Raw genomic sequence first — 23,366 nt, forward strand, 5'->3', positions numbered from 1 at the left:
AACTACATAGTAGGATAGTTAATAACAAAAGCTTTCAATTGCTATTAACAAGCTAGTTTAGTGAATAGAGGAGAGCTATATGAAGCGATTTAGACGATTGTCTAGCAATGAATTAACCGGATTATTATTCATAATTGCAGGCATAGGATTATTATTTGATCTATTTTTAAATCCTTTTGCAATAATCGCAGCTGGAGTAGGTATTTATTTATTTCAGTATGGGGCGAAAAAAAGAAAAGTTTACCCATCTACATCTGCGAATATCGCGTTTTTTGGGGGAATTATTTTATTCATCAGTAATGTATTCCAATTGAAATCGATCCTAGGAGTATTATCATTTATCGTGATCTATGTGGGATATTTAATATTTGTTAATTCGAAATTTAATGAAAGAGTCATTGTACCAAACATGGTTAAAACAACAAATACAGGTGTCTTTGAAACAAAATCTCTCATTTCAAATCGTTTTTTTACAAATATCCATTTAAAGAATGATTCATTTGAATTAGACGATGTAGATTATTATTTTGGAATAGGAGATGTCATAATCGATCTATCAGAGTCATTTATTCCTGAAGGAGAGACAGTGTTGGTATTAAATGGAATCATCGGTAATATTACTTTATATGTGCCGTATGATTTAGAAGTTTCGATCCAGCATTCTACTTTATTTGGCAAAGTTAATATCCTTAAAAATAAATTGAATGGGTTTAACAAGAATTGTAAGTTCACTTCGAATGATTATAAAGAAGCTTCAAGAAAGTTAAAAATTGTCACTTCTTTAGCAATCGGAAATATTGAGGTGACAAACAAATGAAGATCGATAAGGGTATCTTTTTATCAATATGGCTTGCTGCATTTACATCAAGTATTTTAATTTGTGGAGTTGTTTATTATTTCATAGATCATACTTTCCTTGATAAATTGTTTCTGTATAAAATTGGAAATTTTTCTTTACTATTAATATTATTTGTAGCAATCATAATTATATCAATTGTTTATAGTACAGCGGTTTTGAGCACGATTCGTCATAATGAAAAAGCTTTATTAGAAGGTATAGAAAAGGCAGAAAAAGGAATTTATCATAAAGAATCAGAACATTCAATTCGGTCAATTGATAACGAAATCGAAGTAAAACTTCAAAAAATATCTAAACAAATTGAAGATTCAAGGAAGACTGTTCAAAAATTAGTCGATGAAAAAAAATTAATTGAATCTCAGACAATTGAAGATGTCGTAACAAAAGAGCGTCATAGACTAGCAAGGGAATTACATGACTCAGTTAGCCAACAATTATTTGCGATTTCGATGATGATCTCTGCGATCAATGAACTTGGTGAAACGACGTTTAAAGAACAATTACAATATATTGAAAAAATGGCGATTAATGCTCAATCAGAAATGCGTGCACTTTTATTACATTTAAGACCAGTTCAGTTAGAAGGTAAAAGCTTAAAAGAAGGTGTAGAAAAGCTTCTAACTGAATTAACAAATCGTCAAGCACTTCATTTAAAATGGAAAATCGATGATATTTCATTATCAAAAGGTGTAGAGGATCATTTATTTAGGATTATTCAAGAAGCATTATCGAATACTTTAAGGCATGCAAATGCAAAAACTTTTGAAATACGAATTAGAAAAATTGAAGATTTTGTATTAGTTCGAATGATTGATGATGGAATCGGATTTGAAGTCGAGAACCGAAAAACGGGTTCGTATGGATTGCAATCAATAAGTGAACGTTCTTCTGAAATTGGAGGAACGGCAAAAATAGTAAGTATACCAAATAGAGGAACACAGATTGAGGTAAAAGTTCCAGTAATTGAATAGAGGTGGGAAATTTGATCAAAGTCGTGTTAGTTGATGATCATGAGATGGTAAGAATGGGTGTTTCTACATATTTAAGTACTCAATCTGATATTGAAGTGGTTGGTCAAGCAAGTAATGGAAAAGAAGGCGTAGAACTTGTATTAGAAAAACGTCCTGATATTGTATTAATGGACTTAATTATGGATGTTATGGATGGAATTGAAGCGACAAAACAAATTATTTCAAAATGGCCAGAAGCAAAAATCATTATTGTTACAAGCTTTATTGATGATGAAAATGTATATCCAGCAATTGATGCAGGTGCAATTAGTTATATGTTAAAAACATCGAGAGCTAGTGATATTGCTAATGCTATACGAACAACTCATAAAGGTGGCTCAGTTTTAGAACCAGTTGTTACTGGGAAAATGATGAATAGAATGAGAAAATCTACTCAACGTGAATTACATGATGATTTAACGGCTAGAGAGCAAGAAGTACTTCATTTAATGACTGAAGGTAAATCAAATCAAGAAATCGCCGATACTTTGTTTGTTTCATTAAAAACGGTTAAAACGCATGTAAGTAATATTTTAACGAAATTAGAAGTCGTTGATCGAACTCAGGCTGTAATTTATGCTTTTAGACATGGAATTGTAGAACAAAAATAAATTCATTTGCAAAAAGAAGTCAAAAATGGCTTCTTTTTTTCTATTTTTATAAGATTTGAAGCAATACTTTAGATAAATAAATAATTAATGGTAAGATAGTTATATTCGTTTTATTTATTTTGGAAGGAGCAGTTAATTGAAGATAAAATTAAATAGTAAAATCATAAAAGAACGCTGCGGTACAGTCTCCTTCAAAAGGGGTGACTCTTTTTATCGCGCAAATAAAGTAAAAATCGAAAAATATAAAAATGATGCTTGTACAGCTACAGTTATAGGAAATGAAGATTTTACCGTTAATGTCATAAAAGAAGAAAATGATGATTTTTATTGTAAGTGCACTTGTCCAAAACTAGCTTCAATTAAAACGGATTGTCAACATATAGCTGCCGTTTTAATTTCGATTTTTGAACGTCAGAAAAAAGAGGAAAATCATACAGAAATAGATTTTTTTATAGAAAACACCGATTTAAATAGGTCAAATGGTATTTTAGAACTTTTTCATGATCAAACGTTACGTAAAAGCGAACAATTAAGACATTTTGACAATAGGAAAGTAATTGATTTTGAGTTTATTTGCGAAGTCGTTGAAATGAGTGAAGCCTATAAAATCCTTGGAATAGCTATGGCATTTGGAAAAAAGAAAGTAGAAAATCTACGTAATTTTTTAAGGGATGTTAAAGAGGGGAAACCAAGTGAAATTTCGGCTGATCTTATTTTTGACTCTAATTTACATTGTGTTCAAAATGAAGTTAATCGTATTTGGGAACTTTTAATAAAGTTGTTAGATGATGAAAAAATGTTTAATGATCCTCTAACTATGAAAAATGAATACATTTTCATTTCTCCGACAATTTGGAGCCAATTCATTAATTTATTAACAGTTACAGAAAACGTTACGATAATTGAAAACGGAATATCATTTAATGGAATTTCATTTACCGAAGATAAATTACCATTGGAATTTGAAATTGAGCAAGTAGATGATCAATACTTTTTAACATCAGCAGGAATTGAGAAATTAACGATAATGGAGGCCTATACAACAGTCTTATATCGTGGAAGAATCTATAATCTTAAAGTAGAGGAATTTAATCGACTTGTTGAATTAAAGCAAATATTTAAAAACACAGGACATGAAAAAATAAATATACCAACAGACCAAATTCATCTTTATGTTGAGAAAGTAATTCCAGGACTTATAAAGCTTGGTAAGGTGCAAATACCTACATCATTATCAAACCAATATTCAAATACCCCGTTAAGAGCAAAGCTATATTTAGATCGTATAAAAAATAAATTACTTGCTGGGCTTGAATTTCATTATGATCGCATAGTGATTAATCCGCTAGATAAAAGAGAAATCCAACTTAGTAAAACGTTAGTTAGAGATGAAGAGAATGAATTAGAAATATTACAATTAATGGAAGATAGTTCTTTTTCGAAAACAGAAGGTGGCTATTTCTTACAAAATGAAGAACTTGAATACGAGTTTTTAAGAAATAGATTACCGAAACTTGAAAAGCTTACTGAAATTTATGCTACGACCGCAGTTCGAAATAGAATTTTTAAAGAAAATAAGAAACCTCAAATACGTGTCAATTTAAAAAGTGAACGAACGAATTGGTTGGAATTTAAATTTGAACTAGATATTCCTGAGAAACAAATCAAAGAAGTATTATTAGCACTAAAAGAGAAACGGAAATATTATCGATTACATGATGGTACATTATACTCGCTTGAAACGAGAGAATTACAAGAAATCAGGCGATTTTTAAATGCAGTACCTGAGCAAGAATTTGATTATGAAAGTGTATTAAACTTACCGATAAAGAATGGACTATATTTATTAGATTCTGCGGAAGAAACTAGCTTATTTAAAATTGAAGATCGTTTGCATCATTTTTATGAGAGTTTAATCAATCCAAATGAAGTAGTAGAAGAAGTACCCAATACATTGAAAAATCTTTTAAGAGATTACCAAATTTTTGGATACAAATGGATGAAGAATTTAGCTAAATTTGGATTTGGAGGAATTTTAGCGGATGATATGGGATTAGGTAAAACAATTCAAAGTCTTACTTATATTCAATCTGTTTTAAACGAAATCCGTTCATTGAATGCACCAATTCTAATCGTTTGTCCTACCGCATTAACGTATAACTGGTTGAGTGAAGTATTCAAATTTGTACCAGAAATTCAAGCCCTTGTCATTGATGGAAATAAAAATGAGAGGCTGAAAATACAAAAAGAACTAGTCAATATTGATGTATTAATTACTTCTTATTCGTTGTTAAGAAATGATATAAAGTGGTACGAAAAGCAAAAGTTTCATACAGTATTTTTTGATGAGGCTCAGAATTTTAAAAATCCTTTTACTCAAACAGCTAAAGTCGTAAAAAAGCTAAATGCTGATCAAAGGTTTGCATTAACAGGTACTCCAATTGAAAATTCACTCGAAGAACTTTGGGCAATTTATCATGTTGTTTTTCCTGAATTATTTGGAGGGTTAAAGGAATTTAGCAATTTGACTAAGAAAACAATCTCTAAAAGAGTTCGACCTTTCTTATTAAGAAGATTAAAAGAGGATGTACTTAAGGAACTTCCAGAGAAAATCGAATCGAAGGAGTCTGTTGAATTGTTACCAGACCAAAAAAAATTATATGCAGCATACTTAGCAAAACTACGACACGATACACTAAAGCATTTAGCCGTGGATAAATTTACATTAGGCAAAAATCATATAAAAATATTAGCCGGTTTAACGCGTTTAAGACAAATTTGTTGCCATCCTGCCTTGTTTATCGATGGTTATGAAGGTAGTTCAGCTAAGTTTGAACAGCTATTTCAAATAATTGAGGCATCAAAAATAGCCGGTAGGAGAGTATTGATATTCTCTCAATTTACGAAAATGTTAGGTTTAATTGGTAGGGAACTATCAATAATGGGAGAGCAATTTTTTTATCTAGATGGACAAACTCCGTCAGAAGAACGTCTATCGATCTGCAATCGATTTAATGCTGGTGAACATAACTTCTTCTTAATTTCATTAAAGGCAGGAGGAGTGGGGCTCAATTTAACTGGAGCTGATACAGTTATTCTTTATGATAATTGGTGGAATCCTGCGGTTGAAAACCAGGCAACAGATCGAGCATACCGTTTCGGTCAATTGAATGATGTTCAAGTGATCAAGCTAGTTGCTAAAGGAACGATTGAAGATAAAATGAATGAATTACAAGAGAAGAAAAAGCAATTAATAGGAGAAATTATTGAAACGAATGGAAAAGCTTCATTTAATTTAACAGAAGAAGATATTCGTGAACTATTAATGTTTTAAAATAAATTGCCGCTCGCCTGAGTGGCTTTTCCCTTTCCCTCGAAAAAGCTCTTGGCCTCATTTTATTTCATTCTTAAATGTTTGAAAGCGAGTATATTAATAATGAAGCTAATAAATTAATAAATTCATAGATTGAAAATGAAATTATTTATATGAGAGGGAGAGTTAGCATGAGCAATAATCGAAAATTTGTTAATGTCTCAGCAGGAGTTCCAGGACCAAAAGGTAAAGAACTTATCGATTTACGTAGCGAGTTTGTTCCAAATGGTGTTGGAAATAATACACCTGTTTTTGTAGAAAAAGCACACGGTACGATCGTTGAGGATGTTGATGGAAATAAATTTTTAGATTTTGCTGGAGCGATTGGTACTTTAAATGTAGGACATACTCCAAAGAATGTTGTACAAGCGATTAAAAATCAATCAGAGCGATTAATCCACTCTTGCTTTCATGTAGGAATGTATAAGTCTTATATTGATTTAGCTAAAAAATTAACTGAAATAACGCCTGGGGATTTTTCTAAAAAAACCATTCTATTAAATAGCGGTGCTGAAGCAGTAGAAAATGCTGTTAAAATTGCGAGGAAGTACACAGGTCGTTCAGGAATTATTTCGTTTACTCGAGGATTTCATGGGCGGACTTTATTAGGGATGTCTTTAACAAGTAAAGTAAAGCCATATAAATATAAAATGGGACCATTTGCTCCTGCTACATATAAAGCTAAATTCCCTTATTTATCAAATAAACCAAAAGAGTTATCTGAAGAAGAATATATTAATTTTTGTATTTCTCAATTTAAGGATTTTCTTTTAACAGATGTGTCACCAGAAGAAGTTGCTGCAGTAATTATGGAGCCCGTACAAGGGGAAGGGGGATTTATTGTTCCTCCAAAAAAATTTGTAAAAGAAGTATATAATATTTGTAAGTCACATGGAATTTTGTTTATAGCAGATGAAATTCAGACAGGATTTGGGCGAACGGGTGAATTATTTGCATCAACGATTTTTGAAATTGAACCAGATTTAATCACAATGTCAAAATCAATCGCAGCGGGTGTACCAATTAGTGCAGTCACAGGTCGTACTGAAATAATGGATGCTGCATCACCTGGTGAACTAGGTGGAACTTATGGTGGCAGTCCATTAGGTTGTGTAGCAGCACTCGAGGTGATTGAAAAAATTGAAAGTGAAAAATTATGGATTCGAGCTAGAGAGATTGGCGAAAAAATTAAATCATTTTTTGAACAATTGAAAAATGATTTTCCAATTATTTATGACATTAGAGGACTAGGAGCGATGGTAGGTATTGAATTTGTAGATCCTACTACTGATCAACCAGCAAAAGAATTTGTTGCAGCATTAACAAAAAAATGTTGTGAAAATGGAGTCATTATTCTTAGCGCAGGTGTTCATAGTAATGTTCTTCGTTTCTTAACGCCTTTAATTATTTCTGACGAGGAATTAGTTGAAGGTCTAGATATTATAAAACAATCAATACATCAAGTTGCTAGTCAACTTGTATCTGAGGTGAAATAGAATGCAAAAACAATTTTATATAGATGGAAGATGGGTTGAAGGGAAAAAACATGAAAATCTTGTTGCCCCTCATTCTGGTGAAGTTTTAGCTGAAATACCAATCGCAACGATAGAGAATTTGGAAGAAGCGATCAGAGCGGCTAATAACGCGAAATCTCAAATGGAAAAGCTCAGCTCATATGAGAGAAGTGTCATTTTAGAGCAATTAGTTGAACAGTTTAAAGAAAATCGGTCAAAACTTGCTGAGATTTTAGCATTAGAGGCATCCAAACCTCTAAAGGCTGCTCTAGGTGAAATTGATCGAACGATTGCAACTTATAAAATAGCCGCTGAAGAAGCAAAAAGAATATATGGGGAAACAATCCCTCTTGATGCAGTAGCAGGAGGTGAAGGTCGAGTCACTTATACAGTCAGAGAGCCAGTTGGGGTAATTGGTGCAATTACTCCGTTTAATTTCCCGTTTAATTTAGTTGCACATAAAGTAGGTCCAGCAATTGCTGCAGGAAATACAATTGTTTTAAAACCAGCTAGTCAAACCCCACTCTCTGCGATTGCATTAGCTGAAATGATTGATAAAACGGATTTACCTAAGGGTGCGTTTAACTTAATTACTGGAAAAGGCTCCGAAATCGGCGATGCTCTAGTAAAACATCCTGATGTGAATGCAATTACATTTACTGGCAGTCCTGAAGTAGGCATTTCATTAAAAAACAAAGCAGGATTAAAAAAAGTAACATTAGAACTAGGTTCAAACTCAGCGTTGATCATCGATGAAGATGTCAAGCTAACTGATGAATTAATCAATCGTTGTGTATGGGGAGCCTTTATTTATAACGGCCAAGTATGTATTTCATTACAAAGAATTTTTGTACACCATACACTTTATAATGAATTCTTATTGAAGATGAAAAATGCTTCCGAATTATTAAACTTAGGTTCGCCATTAGACCTTCAAACAGATATAAGTGCCCTTATTTCTAAAAAAGATGTTGCTAGAATAGATGAATGGGTTAAGCAATCAATTAAAGATGGAGCTGATCTAGTAACTGGTGGGGATATAATAGAAGACCGTCTTTATAAACCAACTATTTTAACAAACGTAAAGAATAGCAGTGATGTATCATGTAAGGAAATCTTTGGTCCTGTTGTAGTCATCAATTCATATGAACATTTTGATGAAGCAATAACTGAAGTAAACAATAGTCGATTTGGATTACAAGCTGGTGTATATACAAATAACTTACAAAGAGCATTATATGCTACTAAAAAACTACATGTAGGTGGCGTGCTAGTAAACGATGTCCCTACATTTAGAGTTGATTTAATGCCTTACGGTGGAGTAAAAGAAAGCGGTTATGGAAGAGAAGGCATAAAGTATGCAATACAAGAGATGACTGAAATGAAACTAGTCTCTATTAAACTTTAAGACTGATGACAAATGCTCGCTTTCTTCGTTGCTTCGCCTGCCTACGCGGTGCTCATTACTGTCTAGGTTAACTTCGCTCCTCGAAAGACGAAAGCTTGCAATCAGTCTGATCAATGGAGTTTGGAATTTGTCTTCAAAATGAAAGGACTGATCATGTATTAATTTGATCAGTCCTTTTTGTATTCTAAAACTTCAGAATTATATGTTATATTTGTATGAGACGAAGTAAGATGATACTGGTTTAAGTGAATTGTAAAAGTGTTATTAAAAATTAAGTACTTCTATGAGCTTCGAAGGGAGATTAAGTATGGAAATTCGAAAATTAACAATTGAAGATTTACCTGAGTTTATTCGTTTGAGAAGTGAAGGGTTAACATTATCACCAGAAGCATTCGGAGAAAGCTTAACTGAATATAAGGAAAAATCAATTGAACAGCACACAAATAATTTCCCTAAGACTTTCGATAATTTTATTATTGGTGCATTCGACAAAGACGTACTTGTTGGGGTTGCTGGCTTCTACCAAAAAAGATCTGATAAAATGAAACATAAGGGAACAATTTGGGGAATGTATGTTACACCTGATTATCGTGGTAAGGGTGTAGGGAAAAAAGTTTTAAGTGAAGCGATTCAGAATGCTATGGAGATTGAAGAAATTTTACAAATTGAATTGGCAGTCATTTCATCAAATGAATCTGCAAAAAGACTTTATGAATCTGTAGGATTTGAAAGCTTTGGGACAGAAAAAAGAGCATTATTTGTTAATGGTGAATTTTACGATGAGGATCATATGGCTAAGATTATTAAATAAGAAGAAAGAGATGATCCAATGGGTGATTTGATCATCTTTTTTTGTTCTATTTAAACTTAATTGTTGATTTTCTAATTAAGTTAAATTGCAGGATAGTTTCTAAGGTGTATTAATGATAAATTAAAGAACCACATACTATATACGTAGGTTTTGATATAGGTAATTAAGTAGGCTGGTGACTTCAAAAATAATAATAATATTCCAAAAGGATATACTATCTTGGTAACGAATTTGCTTTTAAGGAGGAATGCACATGAAAAACCAAACTATCAACTTACTTCAAATGTCATTTATCTTAATTGGTAGTACTGGACTTATTAATCATGTCATTATCATTCCTATGGTTTTGGACGTTTCGGGTCGTGATTCTTGGATTACCATTTTGCTCTCAAGCGGTTCTTTACTATTCTTGATACCGATTCTCTACTTTATCCAAAAACGTATGAATGGAGAACAGTTGTTTCAATGGCTTAAGGGGAATTTTGGGAGATTTATTTCTTATCCATTAATAGCTATGATCCTCCTATACTTATTTTCCTCGGGTGTCGTCCTTTTAAAGGAAACGTTAACCTTTTTATCGTTTTATTTACCGATGACACCTAGAGTATTATTAGGCGCTACTTTTTCTATTATCTGTTTTTATAATGCAAAGCACGGAATTCAATCCATAGGGTTAACGGCGGGAATCCTTCTCCCAATAGTTATTTTTTTAGGTTTTTTTGTCATGACTGCGAATTTTCCGCATAAAGACTACACATTTTTAAAACCATTTATCGAACACGGTACTACTCCTGTTATAAAAGGCATGATCTATCCAATATCAGGATTTATAGAGGTTGCTTTTATCCTATTTTTTCATCATCACTTAAATGAAAAAATAAAGGTTACTACTTTGATTTGGATTGGAATCACTTTTGTAATCCTTACTCTTGGACCAACGATCGGGGCCATTACAGAGTTTGGTCCATTCGTGGCTGCTAAACAACGATACCCAGCCTTTGAAGAATGGAGGCTGGTATCAATTGGTCGTTATATTGAACATGTCGACTTTTTATCAGTTTATCAATGGTTCGTTGGAGCTTTCATCCGCTTGTCTCTTCTAACATTTTTAGCCTCAGATATTCTTCAGGTTAAGAATAAGAAGGTAAATAGTGGAGTGAAACTTTTTTTCCTTGGGTGGGTGACTCTGATTTCCATTTTGTCCATTAATGACACGTCTTTTTATTTGTTTTTATCCCGACAATTTTTACCGGGTACTTTTGTATTCATACTCTTGATTCTTATACTTTTAGCCATCCTCTCCATGTTTGTGAATAAAGAGAATGGAGGAGGTAACACCAATGAAGCGTAATAATCAACCTGATCAAGATAACATGAAGGTCAAGTGGAATGAAGAAATTTTAAGGGGCTGGTTTGAAGGAGAGCAAGATGTCCTCTTCCAAAAACATCAAATCGATAGTGGCAAACGTTATTTTTCTATTTTATCTATATATTGTCAAAATCTCATTGACATAAAAGAATTGAGAAAAACAATAATGCCTCATCTTCATGAAGTGTTGGAAAATGGATTTTCCGGTGATGGAAAGGATTTGGAGTCAAAACTTGATTTCCCTATCACTTTCGTTAAATCAGACTTTTCACAGGAAGACCTCGCCCAAAAAATTTATGAAGGAGAAGTTCTCTTTTTCCTCACTGCGTCTAGGCTGGTTTTTTCCATGAAACTAGCGATGATACCAGCAAGATCTGTAGAATCACCTAGTACGGAAGTGACACTAAGAGGTGGAAGGGACGGTTTTGTAGAAGAAATTCAAACCAATATTGGATTAATACGAAAAAGATTGAAAACAAGCTCCCTTACTTATGAAGAATTTGTTATTGGAACTAGAAGTAAAACCAGGGTTGCAGTTCTTTTTTTGAAAGATGTTATTTCACAGGATGTTTTAGAACAAGTACGATCCAAATTAAATAATATTAAAGTCGATGGGATTGTTTCATCTGATCAAATTGAAGAACTTATTACAGACCGGCCTTTCAGTCTCTTCCCGTTATTAGAATATACGGGACGACCTGATTATGCTGTAAATTGCCTACTTTATGGACGTTTTGTTTTATTAGTGGAAGGCTCTCCAACTGCATCTATTGGACCAGTTACTCTTGTGTTTTTCGTTAATAATGCAGAGGACCAGCATTCGTCAGCCCCTTTTGCAAGCTTAGGAAGAGTACTAAGGATCTTCAGCTTAATTATAGCTGTTTTTCTACCAGGATTTTGGATTGCTTTAGTCGCTTATCATCCGGATCAAATACCCTACACATTGTTGGCAACACTAGCTTTGTCAAGAGAGGGAGTTCCATTCCCTACTACATTAGAGGGATTTTTAATGATTTTTTTATTTGAGTTACTGAGAGAGGCAGGTCTTAGAATCCCTACTACTGTTGGTCAGACGTTATCCGTAGTAGGTGGGTTAATTATTGGGCAAGCTGCCATCAGCGCAGGATTGGCTTCTCCTGGTATTGTCGTAATGATGGCTATTTCTGTGGTTTCGACATTTACTTTGATTAACCAGTCGCTTTCGGGAACATTAAGTATTCTCCGATATTTTGTCTATCTACTATCAAGCTTACTTGGAATAACAGGGCTTATATTTTCTGTTTTTATTATTTGTATTCATCTTGTGAATTTACGCTCTTTCGGGGTTCCATTTATGGCTCCCTACTCTCCATTTGTACCAACTAGTTTGATCCCTGCAACAATCCGAATTCGTTTTAGAAATATGATCAGGAGACCGAAAGAGATTCATACGAACGATAGCACGAAACAAAAGGATGAGGAAAAAGGATGAGGAAAAAATTTTTTCAAAAAAAACTTCTTATATTATTTCCATCTATTTTTCTGTTAACAGGCTGTTGGGACACAAGAGAAGTTGAGCATGTATGGTACATAAATGCCTTAGGAGTTGACTTTAAAAATAATCAATACGTGCTCTATCCTCAATTTATCAATTTTTCTACTTTTGCAAAACAAGAAACCACTATGCGGACACCACAGCCAATTTTTATTGGAAAAGGAACAGGGGAGATTTTAGACCATTCAGCGTTCGATTTTTATAAATCGACTCAACAAAGGGTCTCTTGGGAACACATTAATACAGTCGTATTCTCTGAGAATATATTAAAACATGGAGATATTCGACAAATTGATGAATTCTTTGCTCGTTTCTTTCAGTTTAGGAATACAATGTGGGTATTTGGAACAAAGGAACCAATTGAGGATGTTTTGGCAACTGGAACAATTTTAAATCTTTCACCCCTTTATACGGTGAGGGATATCCCAAATGAAATGACAAAAAACTATTCTCTTTTTAGTCCCTTGATATTTTACAAATTTCGTGCTTATTTTTATGAGCCTGCGATGACCACACAAATACCATTCTTATCGATCACAAAAAAATGGAAATCAGACAAAGATGATTTCCCATTATTAAAATATAGCGGGTCGGCTTTTGTAGCTTCAAAGCGCTACCAAGGGTATTTGTCTGAGAAAGACTTATCAGGTTTAAAATGGACGGGCAAGACCTTCACCCGAGCACCGATCCTATTAAAAAAAGATGGGGAGCCCGTTACAGAAATCGTATTGAAAAAACCAAAAATCAAAACAGTAGCCTACATAAAAAACCACGAACCGCATTTTCGAATGCAGATTCGCGTAGAAGGAGATATTTTTCAGGTAGTAAAATATTTGCCTATGAAAACAGTAAAACAAATAGCTGAAAATACATTTAAAAAGGAAGTTGAAGAAACATACAAAAATGGGATTAATAAAGGAATTGATGTTTATCAGCTTTCACAAACACTTTATCGAAATAATTTAAAAGACTGGAAAAAATTTGAAAAAAACGGAGTTATCCCGCTTTCGTCGTCATCCTTAGATGTTGAGGTAAAGGTGCAAATTTTGACAAGCGGCCAATGGAAGTCCACCAATTTACAGAAGCCATACTCACGAGAAGAATAATTGGGCTAATTAATTTGATGTTACATTTATCCATTTTGAAAATCGAATAATAAATTTAAACTTACATGAATCATAGATTCATGGTTGACTAACGCACGCTTTAGATGAACAGGAAGATCGACATAAAAGTCGATTTTTTTGTTGAGCTAAATGGCAGTTAAGGGTGATACTTTGGTAGCAGCCTCTCCTCCATCGGCATTACTACTCGACTAGTTGCATAAGAAGCCGAGCATTTTTGTGGCTTATAAATTTCCAATCACAAACACTTTACGAAGTATCCTTTACCCTTTAATTATTTAACAACTCTATCTATTCTAATTTTTCTTACAATAATTACCATTTTGGTTTAAAATTATGTTAATTAGATTTTAAACTTGAAGGGATGATGAAATTGAAAAAGCTTATTTTTGCAATCATTACACTAGGATTTCTGTTTGGACTTACATGGATTGTTTCAGATTTTATGCATGGTAAAATGATTGACTATGCGTTTTTTGTTGGATTGGTAGTAACGATCATTATCCGATTTTTCACGAGTAGCGGCGGATATGCATCCAATAGTCTTAATTTAAGTACTCAAACACAGACGGGTATTAAAGTAACGGGTGAGAATGCAAGTCCTTTTACAGTTTTTCAAAAATCATTTTCATTACTGGTGTCTTTTACTTTTACAATCGTTTCTTTACTCATTACACTAGCTTATTACTGGAAAGAATTTTGAAATAAAGGAGTGAGATTAAGTTCAAATGAGCATACGCTTTTATCTAAGGAAAAAATTCTACCAATTACTATTTACAATCATTTTGATGGGAATCATTGTAGCATTTTCAGCTAGCTTACATACGTCAAAAGATGAACTATTCCATTCGGTTCTAGAACAAATTAAAATCTTTGGTCATAACTTTCTTCATTTAAACGAAATGACGATACAAGTGGGTATATCCTCAACAGAAGCACCATTATGGGGCTATCTAAAACAACCGTATGTCTATTCGTTTATCATTCTATCAACTTCTTTTATCTGTATATTTACGCTAGGAATCTTGTTTTCGTATGGAACATATCTGTTATCACCACAGATGCGAAAAGTCGTCAAAGAATGCTTATTTCTCTTACAAAGTATTCCAGATGTAATGTTTATTTTCGCAGTTCAATTATTCATCATTTGGTTGTATAAAAAAACGAATATCCTAATAGTCGATCCCGTTGCTGGTTTTGAGAACATTTATGTATTACCGATACTTGTCGTGTCCGTTTTACCTGGAATTATGTTATTTCAAATGACGTTTTTAGCTATCGAGGAAGAAAGTAAAAAGACATATGTCGAATTTGCAAAAGCAAAAGGGTTATCCAATGGGTGGATTCTCTTGAGGCATATTCTACGAAATGTAGTTGTAACGCTATTTTCCAATTCACACTTTTTATTTTGGATACTCATTTCAAATTTATTAGTTGTTGAATTATTATTTAATATCCATGGTTACTTTAAATTACTATATACTGTATCAAATACGCCTGATGTATTTTTCGTCTGCTTAATCGTTTTATTTCTGCCATTCTTCTTTATTGAAGCGGTTTTTAATCTTGTCGCAATAAAAGTAACTGGAAAGGAGCAATCTCAATGAATAAGAGTTGGAAAAGGCTACCATTCCTTTTTTCATTACTTTTTCTAGTCGGTTTGGTTATTTTCAGCTTTCTTTATACACTTGTATTGAAAGATCACATAAAAGATCCACCAGTCCTTTTGTATGATGGAAATGGGAATATTACAAAGGCTCGACCATTTCCTCCTAGTTTTGATTTTCCATTTGGTGTCGATCGTTTTGGTCATAATCTATTTTGGTCAGTAATAGACGGTGCTAAATATACAATATTAATTGGGTTGAGTGTAAGTTTACTACGTGTTGGTTTAAGTGTTTGTTTTGGAATTATTTATGGTATCTATTTGCAAAAAATGCGACAATTTTTCACAACATTTGAACGTGCATTCCGATTTATACCAGCTATTCTACTGGTCTTGTTGTTCTTTGATGTAAATTTATTTGGTAATTCGACAAAAGGTTTTTCCTATATTGCTTCAATCGTCATTTGGTTGACAATTGTTGCATTGCCATCACTCGTCCATGTAGTACGAAATGAAGTCATTCACTTTAACAGGGAAGATTTCATTACAGCGTCTAGAGCCATAGGTGCGACCAAATTTCGAATTATTCGAAAACATGTAATGCCATTTCTACGTACTAGAGCATTACTCATGATTGTTCAGCAAATGATAAGTGTATTGCTATTACTTGTTCATTTGGGAATAGTCCGAGTATTTGTAGGTGGTAGGCATATAATTCAGATCGACTCTGTTAGGACAGTTATTTTTCCTGCCACATACGAATGGTCTGCGTTAATTGGTGTTTCCTACCAAGAGTTAATGCTCGATCAATGGATTGTCTTTGGACCGAGCATCGCATTTATTCTGACATTGTTGGCTTGTAATGTGATGAAAAGGATGTTGGAGGGTACTGAAGAAAAGGTTGTGGTCCCAATAGTTGGCAAAACACACAAAAAAGAAATTAAACAGCTAAAGAAATCGAACTTTACTTTTGCTGAAGCCGTGGTAATTAATAAGGACATTAAAGAGTTTCAGTAAAAAATAAAAGGAACTTCGACCGAAGTTCCTTTTCAATTTGTGAATTATTCCTTTATGCTGAAAATTAGTAATTGTTCTCTTTAGATTACTAACTTTGATTGGCGAATTTGTTGGTTTGTTGAATAGTGTTCGCAAAAGACTGGTACTGACAAATACTTCTTTTACATTCGAAGTTGTTGAGTCTAATCCCACAATGTCGCTACACCTTTAAAGCAAAATTTCGACCTAAGGAACACGAACTTCATATCTTCAACTGGTTGTTTGATATGATCAGGAACAAACAAGTATTCTATGGAGTACGATGTAGTATTCGATATTAGGGAGGAATACTCATTGAGTAATACGAATGTACATGCATTACTTAGATGGAAGAAAGAATTAAACGCGGAAATCAAAAGACTAGATAAAGAATTATTCGATTTAACAAAAGAAATAGATAAAGTTCGGACAAGATATTCAGTAGCCGAGAAAGCGTTTATACAATATCGTAACGAAACAATCTCACAAGATTTTGTTACACCATTAAGTGAACAACTTAATGAATTAAATAATAAATACGATGTTTTATTAGTAGTGAATAAACAAAAAAAAACAGCTATTACTTCAATTTTAGAAACTGTGGATTCAATTATAAACGGATATTAGACAAACTAAAGGGGTTTTCAATTTTGAGGAGATCCCTAGCCGGTAGGCAAGTCAAAACTAAGGTTTTGACAATATTAAGAGCATGTGGGTTTGGGTTCTTATTCAACTAAACACTGCTTAAAAAATTGGGTAAGAGTTCCTAAAGGTTGTCTAATTAGACAACTTTTTTTAGTTCAAAAATCAAAATTAACAGAGCTTTTATTTAAAAAAACAAACAAATAACCCAAAAAGAACCAAAGTAGATAACAGATTAGTTTGGATTGTAATTGTTGGATATTGTTCACATTTATATACATACTAACTGTGTTATGATGATTACGATAAGCCCAGTAATAGTAGTAGGAGAACTAGTTTGAAATCTAAACAAAAAATAATTCCATCATTATCATCAAATTCAGTCTATCTTGGATTATTGTTAGCTTTAGTAGGTGGATTTTTAGATGGGTATACGTTTATAAGTAGAGATGGTGTATTTGCCAATGCGCAAACGGGAAATCTTGTTCTATTGGCAATAAATCTATCATTTGGAAATTGGAAAAACTCTGTGGATTATATTCTACCTATTATAGCCTTTATTCTAGGTGTATTAGTTGCTGAATCCGTTAAACATCCACGTTTAAAGGAACTTTTATATAGCTACAGACGGTCGATTCTTATATTAGAATGTATCGTATTAATAATTGTAGGTGTATTACCTAGTAGTGTACCTAATTTGGTTGTAACAGTTTGCATTTCCTTTGTCTCATCATTACAAATTTCAACGTTCACTCATTTAGATAAATGGACATACAATTCAACTATGACAACAGGTAATATTAGAATTGCTTCACAGGCAGCATATACAGCTTTTGTAAATCGTGACAAAGAAGCAAAAACAAAATTTAAAGAGTTTTTAGTTATTATTCTTTCCTTTTCATTTGGGGCATTGTTTGGAAGTCTTTCTACAAAGTATATTGGGAACCAAGCTGTTTGGATTGCTGCAGGTGTATTATTAATCGCATTGATCCTATACCATAAAGACAAAGGTTATTTTAGAAGGAAACTACATTAATTTAGATTAAAAAAATGAGCCCTCTTTTGGGGCTCATTTTAGTTTATTTAAAAAATTGAATGAAACAAACAAAAATAAGTGCAAATATAATAGAAGGTAACATATTTCCGATTTTTATTTTTACTAAACCTAATGAATTCAAACCAAGAGCAATTAATAAAATTCCCCCTGTACCTGAGATTTCAGCAATGATTGAATCTAATAAATGTTGTGTAACTAGATTCGGTACAAATGATGCAAAAATGGCAATGAATCCTTGATAGATTAAGACTGGGACAGCAGAGAATAATACGCCAATTCCAAGAGTTGAAGTTAATATAATGGATAAAAAACCGTCCATCATTGATTTAGTATATAAAATTTCATGATTATGACGAAGACCGCTATCTAGAGCTCCAAGAATGGCCATCGCACCAACACAGAATAATAAAGTCGAAGTAACAAATCCTTTGGAAATAGAACCTTCGTTTTTAGAATGAAATTTACTTTCGATAAATAGACCTAGTTTATCTAATTTAGCTTCGATATCTAACCATTCTCCTACAACTGCACCTAATGATAAGCTGAAAACGACGATCAGGATTTGATTTGTTTTCATAGCTAAAGTAAATCCTATGACAATAATTACGAGAGAAATTGACTGAGTTACTAGGTTTTTCATTCGTTCTGGAATTCTTTTAATAAACAAACCTAGTAAAGAGCCAAAAATAATAGCTGCTGCATTAACAATTGAACCGAGTAGTACCATGATTATCCCCTTTAACTTGCATATAATTAATCTATTTTTAAGACTATTTTTCCGATATTTAAATTGTTCTCCATTCGAGAATGAGCTTCATTCACTTCATGCCAACTATATATTGAATCGATAATTGGTTTTATTTTCTTATTCATAAAAAGCGGTAATACATATTTTTTGAATTGATTCGTTAAGTAGATTTTTTGCTCAAGTGTTTGTGATCGCAAAGTACTCCCTATAATTGAAATTCTCTTTGTCAAAAGTGGTAATAAGTTCAGGTCGTCCACTTTAACTCCACCCATTGTACCGATCAAAATGAGCCTACCATTATTATTTAATGATTGTAAGTTTTGATGGAAATAGGATGCACCAATAAAATCTAAAATGACGTCAACCCCTACATGATTAGTAACTTCTTCGACTACAGTTTTAAAATCTTCATCTTTATAGTTAATCACATGATTTGCACCTAAATCAGTACAAGCTGCAAGTTTCATTTCATTTCCAGCAGTAACGATTGAACTCGTACCAAATTCTCTTGCAAGCTGAATTGCAGCGGTCCCAACGCCACTAGCTCCGGCATGAATTAAAACAGTTTCATTTTCTTTTAATCTACCTAATTCAAATAAATTTAAGTAAGCTGTCAAAAACACTTCAGGAATAGCCGCAGCCTCTTCGAACGAAAAATGATCTGGAATATAAATTGCCAAATCAGAAGGAATGGAAACATACTGTGCATAACCTCCGCCAGGCAGTAAGCTACAAACACGATCTCCAATTTTCCAATTTGTAACATTAGCCCCAACTTGTTCAACAATCCCGGCCATCTCTAAACCTAAAATTGGAGATGCGCCATTAGGGACGGGGTACTTACCATGTTTTTGAAGTAAGTCAGCTCGATTAATAGCCGTAGCATGAACTCTAACAAGAAGTTCATTCTCACCTAAAACAGGCATTTGATAATCGTCAATAAATAAATGCTTTGATTCATCAATTTGAACTGCCTTCATTCTAAAAACCTACCTTTAATTAAGTTAATTCTTATCATACTATATAACTAATCGAAAGAATATTTTAAAAACTCGGATTGATGAAATTTGTATTTTTTCTTAACACATTTCCATACACATTCTTTTTCAAGTAATTTTAAGGAAAAAATTTAAAAAAACTCCGAACTATAAACTGATTTCAAGTGTATATAGGGTAAGTGGTGAAAGGAGGAGAACTAGTGTCTGAAAATATTAACAAAGATTGTTTAGAAGAATTGTTTAATAATCACTCGTCACTGGTGTATCGTACTGCTTACTTTTTAACCAAATCAAAAGTAATGGCAGATGATATTACGCAAGAGACGTTCATTCGTATCATAAAAAAATTCCATCTGTTTGATCAAACAAAGCCAATAGAACCTTGGATGTATCGAATGACAGTAAATATCACCCGCAATATGATACGCAAACAAAAAATTAAGAAACTATTCGGAATTAATCATGATGTTCTAACTGAAAATGACGTTGAACAATCGATTTTAAAAAATGAAATGGAAGATCAACTATGGAAAGAGATAAACTTATTACCGCAAAAGAGTAAAGAAGTAATTGTTCTTCATTATTATGTAGAACTCAAATTAGATGAAGTGGCGGAATCTTTAAATATTCCAATCGGTACATGTAAATCAAGGCTTAATTACGCGCTGACAAAATTAAGATATCGTTTATCGAAAAACGAACTGTTTAAAGTAGAACAAAAACTGAAAGGGGGTGAACTAAATGGTGGAAAACAATCCTATTTCTGAGATTAAACACACACTTCAGAAGAAATTAAATCAACATAATCCTTCCGTCACATATGATCAAATATGGAATAAAGCCAATTTCAATTTGGGGCATAATCGAATTCGAAAACCGATTGTTTCAGTTGGGATTCTTTTGATTCTGGTATTTACCATTTATATAAATTCACCTATTCAACACGCACTAAAAGAAGACATAGGTATTACAAGTGAATCTAAAAGTATTTCTGCAGATGCCAGTATTGGACTATTAGTTGTAAACGGGGCTCAATATCGGTTTGAAGGGATTATACATAATACGGAATTTGAACTTAAAGACCAAATTGGTGTAGTCCAAGAAGTTGTTAAAGATCATATGAATCCGAAAGTGAATTTTTCGTCTAATATGTTAAAGGTTGGAGATAAAATTTATGTAACGAATGAGGACCAAAAAGTCATTATTGTAAAACAAGAGGACGGTACAATCTTAAAGTTTTTAAAAACTGAAAAATGATTGAAATTGGTGTCATAAATAAAGAAATTAAAATTCCAATTTGAAAATAGGGAGTGTCCAAAATGTCAAAATGGCTAAGTGTAACTGTACTTTTTTTCATTCTTATTCTCACTGGATGTTCAGCAAATAATGGTATGAAAGGTAATAAGCCTCCAAAAACAATGGTTCAAGTAGAGAATCAGACATATGATACTAGGTTAGGTACTTATTGTTGGCAATCGAAAGGACAGGGGGAATGCGTTGATACGGCTGGACCTGTCCTACTATTAGAGGGGAAAAAGCCGATTGAAGTAAAACCTGGCGAAAACGTTAAAATTATAATGAATTTTAATCCTAAACCAAGTGAAATCCACTTAACTCAATTTAATAATAATAAGGAAAGTGAAATAGTAGTTGTGAAGAATCAATTTTCAGCACCTATGAATAAAGGGGTATATTATTACTCATATGCAGTATATTGGATGGATAAAAAAGATAAGCATTTATCACATGGTGATGCTTTTTATGCTTTTGCTTTAGAGGTGAAATAGAACGTTTTTCGTTATAATAAGAAAGGGTATGTTTTGAAAAATATTGATCAAAACATACTCTTAATAGATTACTAATTTATTCTTCTGTAGGATTCTTTGGTCCATCAAGTTCTAATTGATAAAATGACAAGTCGAGCCATCTATTAAATTTATAACCTGCCTTTTTAATAGTGCCTGAATAGATAAATCCGAAGTTTTTATGCATGGCAATACTTTTTTCATTGTCTGCATCAATTCCAGCAATTAAAGTCATATACGCTCTTTCTTTGGCAATAGAGATTAATTCTTTCATTAATGAAGTGGCAATACCCCTCTTTCTGTATTCACTATTTACATAAACTGAATGCTCAATCGAATATTTATAGGCCGGCCAAGCTCTAAAAGGACCGAATGTAGCAAATCCGACGACTTTTTGATCAAATTCGAAGACTAGAATAGGAAACCCTTCATCCATCTTTTGTTCAAACCAAATTTGTCTGCTTTCAAGCGTTTGTGGTTGATATGTATAAACAGCAGTTGTATTAAGAATGGCATCGTTATAAATCTCCAAAATGTCCATTAAATCCTTTTGAGAAGCTTCTCTGATCATTTTTTCTTTCCCCCAAATTTAATTTGTTATCACTTTATATTTTAGAACTTTTTAGACAAATCGTAAAATTTAAATTTATATCAATTTGATCATAATTTTAAATCCCAATTTAATTGTTCATAGCGAACTTTATAAACATTGTTCCCTATAGTAATCGATCCTTCCATATTGTGAAATAATGGATAATCATTAATCGATTATTCTCTATTTCATTATTTGACATGATTGTTCAAGAAGGAATCTACTCTATTTTCGTTGAATTAATTACAAATTGATTTTTCAGACCAATCTGGTAACTAGTGGGAAGAACAAATTAGTTTGTCAGATAGTTAGAATGTAAGTCTAATTGACTTAGGATTAAATAAAGAAATTAGAACAGAGAAGTATAAAAAGTTATTGAAGAGCTCTCTTCTAAGTGTGATTTATAAAAGGTAAGTTCAAAGGAGCGAGGAAGTTAAAATGAATCAATCCTATTTTTATTTAAAACTAGAAACACATCAATTACATATGTCTTATAAAAATGAAAAACGTCGCGTGCGTGTTTTATTGCCGAAAAATTATGATAAAGATGAGGATAAAAATTATCCAGTTGTCTATATGCATGATGGTCAAAATATTTTCTATAGTAGTGAATCTTATAGCGGGTATTCATGGAAAGTGATTCCGGCTATTAAATTAAACCCCGATTTACCGAAGATGATTGTTGTTGGGATCGATAACGGTGGACAAGACCGAATTAATGAATATACGCCTTGGAAAATTACTGAAAGCCCACTTCCTGAAGATTATGAACTAGGTGGGAAAGGGGTGGAGTTTGCTGAGTTTGTCATGGCAGTCGTGAAGCCGTTTATCGATAAGCAATATCGAACTATACCAGATAAATATCATACAGCGGTGATAGGTAGTTCACTTGGAGGAAATATTTCGGCTTTTATGGGTGTTGAATATAAAAATCAAATTGGTGGTTTAGGTATTTTTTCTTTAGCCAATTGGATTACAAGTAATGCATTTGATAGTTATATTGCTAGTGAAGAGTTGGATCCTGAACAACGAGTGTATATTCAAGTTGGTACCCAGGAAGGCGATGATACCGATCGGCAATTTATGTATGGAAATATGAAGCAAGCATATATCGATTGCTCGCTTAAGTATTATAAACAACTGATAAAAGGCTCTGTTCCAATTGATAGCATTCATTTAAATATTTATGCGGATGAAGTACATGATGAAAAAGCTTGGGCAAAGCACCTACCAGAATGTTTACGTTTCTTAAGTGAGAAGTGGTCTTAAA

The 23,366-nt window shown here is 32.8% G+C and carries 22 protein-coding genes; 19 read left to right on the forward strand and 3 right to left on the reverse strand.

Features of this window, described 5'->3' with window-relative positions; translation table 11 throughout:
* Positions 1 to 79 precede the first annotated feature (79 nt).
* The 15 genes from liaF to AB1282_RS16630 all read left to right on the forward strand — a co-directional run bounded on the left by liaF (position 80) and on the right by AB1282_RS16630 (position 17,932).
* Positions 80 to 817: a cell wall-active antibiotics response protein LiaF gene (gene liaF / locus AB1282_RS16560; RefSeq protein WP_056476944.1), complete on the forward strand. Its 738-nt coding sequence runs from the start codon at positions 80 to 82 to the stop codon at positions 815 to 817.
* Complete coding sequence (locus AB1282_RS16565) at positions 814 to 1,830, forward strand: sensor histidine kinase (protein ID WP_429899574.1); 1,017 nt, start codon at positions 814 to 816, stop codon at positions 1,828 to 1,830. Before liaF ends, AB1282_RS16565 begins: the two co-directional genes overlap by 4 nt.
* 11 nt (positions 1,831 to 1,841) lie before the next feature.
* Positions 1,842 to 2,480 (forward strand): response regulator, encoded by a 639-nt coding sequence (locus AB1282_RS16570; RefSeq protein ID WP_429899575.1) that lies wholly within the window; start codon positions 1,842 to 1,844, stop codon positions 2,478 to 2,480.
* Between the two features lie 136 nt (positions 2,481 to 2,616).
* Positions 2,617 to 5,814: an SNF2 helicase associated domain-containing protein gene (locus AB1282_RS16575; RefSeq protein WP_429899576.1), complete on the forward strand. Its 3,198-nt coding sequence runs from the start codon at positions 2,617 to 2,619 to the stop codon at positions 5,812 to 5,814.
* Positions 5,815 to 5,984: 170 nt separating this feature from the next.
* Entirely contained in the window at positions 5,985 to 7,349 is a 1,365-nt protein-coding gene (gene gabT, locus AB1282_RS16580) for a 4-aminobutyrate--2-oxoglutarate transaminase (RefSeq protein WP_429899577.1), read from the forward strand.
* A 1-nt stretch (position 7,350) separates the two neighbouring features.
* Positions 7,351 to 8,775 carry an aldehyde dehydrogenase family protein gene (locus AB1282_RS16585; RefSeq protein WP_056476957.1) on the forward strand — a complete coding sequence of 475 codons (1,425 nt, stop codon included), beginning with the start codon at positions 7,351 to 7,353 and terminating at the stop codon, positions 8,773 to 8,775.
* Positions 8,776 to 9,082: 307 nt separating this feature from the next.
* Positions 9,083 to 9,586 carry a GNAT family N-acetyltransferase gene (locus AB1282_RS16590; RefSeq protein ID WP_056476961.1) on the forward strand — a complete coding sequence of 168 codons (504 nt, stop codon included), beginning with the start codon at positions 9,083 to 9,085 and terminating at the stop codon, positions 9,584 to 9,586.
* Positions 9,587 to 9,839: 253 nt separating this feature from the next.
* Positions 9,840 to 10,937: a GerAB/ArcD/ProY family transporter gene (locus AB1282_RS16595; RefSeq protein ID WP_390311389.1), complete on the forward strand. Its 1,098-nt coding sequence runs from the start codon at positions 9,840 to 9,842 to the stop codon at positions 10,935 to 10,937.
* Positions 10,927 to 12,426: a spore germination protein gene (locus tag AB1282_RS16600; RefSeq protein WP_390311390.1), complete on the forward strand. Its 1,500-nt coding sequence runs from the start codon at positions 10,927 to 10,929 to the stop codon at positions 12,424 to 12,426. The genes AB1282_RS16595 and AB1282_RS16600 overlap by 11 nt, the downstream gene beginning before the upstream one ends.
* Entirely contained in the window at positions 12,423 to 13,595 is a 1,173-nt protein-coding gene (locus AB1282_RS16605; protein WP_056476965.1) for a Ger(x)C family spore germination protein, read from the forward strand. Before AB1282_RS16600 ends, AB1282_RS16605 begins: the two co-directional genes overlap by 4 nt.
* A 391-nt stretch (positions 13,596 to 13,986) precedes the next feature.
* Entirely contained in the window at positions 13,987 to 14,316 is a 330-nt protein-coding gene (locus AB1282_RS16610) for a hypothetical protein (RefSeq protein WP_056476968.1), read from the forward strand.
* 25 nt (positions 14,317 to 14,341) lie between these two features.
* Entirely contained in the window at positions 14,342 to 15,220 is an 879-nt protein-coding gene (locus AB1282_RS16615) for an ABC transporter permease subunit (protein ID WP_429899578.1), read from the forward strand.
* On the forward strand, positions 15,217 to 16,236 hold the full coding sequence (locus AB1282_RS16620) for an ABC transporter permease subunit (RefSeq protein WP_429899579.1): 1,020 nt from the start codon (positions 15,217 to 15,219) through the stop codon (positions 16,234 to 16,236). Before AB1282_RS16615 ends, AB1282_RS16620 begins: the two co-directional genes overlap by 4 nt.
* A 333-nt stretch (positions 16,237 to 16,569) precedes the next feature.
* Positions 16,570 to 16,881, forward strand: a complete 312-nt coding sequence (locus AB1282_RS16625) for a hypothetical protein (protein ID WP_056476975.1) — start codon at positions 16,570 to 16,572, stop codon at positions 16,879 to 16,881.
* A 352-nt stretch (positions 16,882 to 17,233) separates the two neighbouring features.
* Entirely contained in the window at positions 17,234 to 17,932 is a 699-nt protein-coding gene (locus tag AB1282_RS16630; protein WP_056476976.1) for a YoaK family protein, read from the forward strand.
* Between the two features lie 43 nt (positions 17,933 to 17,975).
* Here AB1282_RS16630 and AB1282_RS16635 read toward each other — a convergent pair whose 3' ends face one another.
* Together AB1282_RS16635 and AB1282_RS16640 are read right to left on the reverse strand one after the other, a co-directional pair.
* On the reverse strand, positions 17,976 to 18,680 hold the full coding sequence (locus AB1282_RS16635; protein WP_056476979.1) for a DUF554 domain-containing protein: 705 nt from the start codon (positions 18,678 to 18,680) through the stop codon (positions 17,976 to 17,978).
* Positions 18,681 to 18,706: 26 nt separating this feature from the next.
* Positions 18,707 to 19,681 carry an NAD(P)H-quinone oxidoreductase gene (locus tag AB1282_RS16640; protein ID WP_429899580.1) on the reverse strand — a complete coding sequence of 325 codons (975 nt, stop codon included), beginning with the start codon at positions 19,679 to 19,681 and terminating at the stop codon, positions 18,707 to 18,709.
* Positions 19,682 to 19,899: 218 nt separating this feature from the next.
* Here AB1282_RS16640 and AB1282_RS16645 point away from each other — a divergent pair, with 218 nt between their 5' ends.
* From AB1282_RS16645 to AB1282_RS16655, 3 genes are all read left to right on the forward strand, one after another.
* Positions 19,900 to 20,466, forward strand: coding sequence for an RNA polymerase sigma factor (locus AB1282_RS16645; RefSeq protein ID WP_429899581.1), 567 nt, complete (start codon positions 19,900 to 19,902; stop codon positions 20,464 to 20,466).
* Positions 20,441 to 20,956 (forward strand): hypothetical protein, encoded by a 516-nt coding sequence (locus AB1282_RS16650; RefSeq protein ID WP_429899582.1) that lies wholly within the window; start codon positions 20,441 to 20,443, stop codon positions 20,954 to 20,956. The genes AB1282_RS16645 and AB1282_RS16650 overlap by 26 nt, the downstream gene beginning before the upstream one ends.
* Positions 20,957 to 21,018: 62 nt before the next feature.
* Entirely contained in the window at positions 21,019 to 21,486 is a 468-nt protein-coding gene (locus tag AB1282_RS16655; RefSeq protein WP_390311398.1) for a hypothetical protein, read from the forward strand.
* A gap of 76 nt (positions 21,487 to 21,562) precedes the next feature.
* On the opposite strand, the gene AB1282_RS16660 is transcribed toward AB1282_RS16655, so the two are convergent.
* Positions 21,563 to 22,075, reverse strand: coding sequence for an N-acetyltransferase family protein (locus tag AB1282_RS16660; protein ID WP_429899583.1), 513 nt, complete (start codon positions 22,073 to 22,075; stop codon positions 21,563 to 21,565).
* A gap of 459 nt (positions 22,076 to 22,534) precedes the next feature.
* Here AB1282_RS16660 and AB1282_RS16665 point away from each other — a divergent pair, with 459 nt between their 5' ends.
* Positions 22,535 to 23,365 carry an alpha/beta hydrolase gene (locus AB1282_RS16665; protein ID WP_429899584.1) on the forward strand — a complete coding sequence of 277 codons (831 nt, stop codon included), beginning with the start codon at positions 22,535 to 22,537 and terminating at the stop codon, positions 23,363 to 23,365.
* The last annotated feature ends 1 nt before the right edge of the window (position 23,366 follow it).

Origin of the sequence: Gottfriedia sp. S16(2024) (assembly GCF_050473765.1) — a bacterium.
In the GTDB taxonomy this organism is placed as follows: Bacteria; Bacillota; Bacilli; order Bacillales; family Bacillaceae_G; genus Gottfriedia.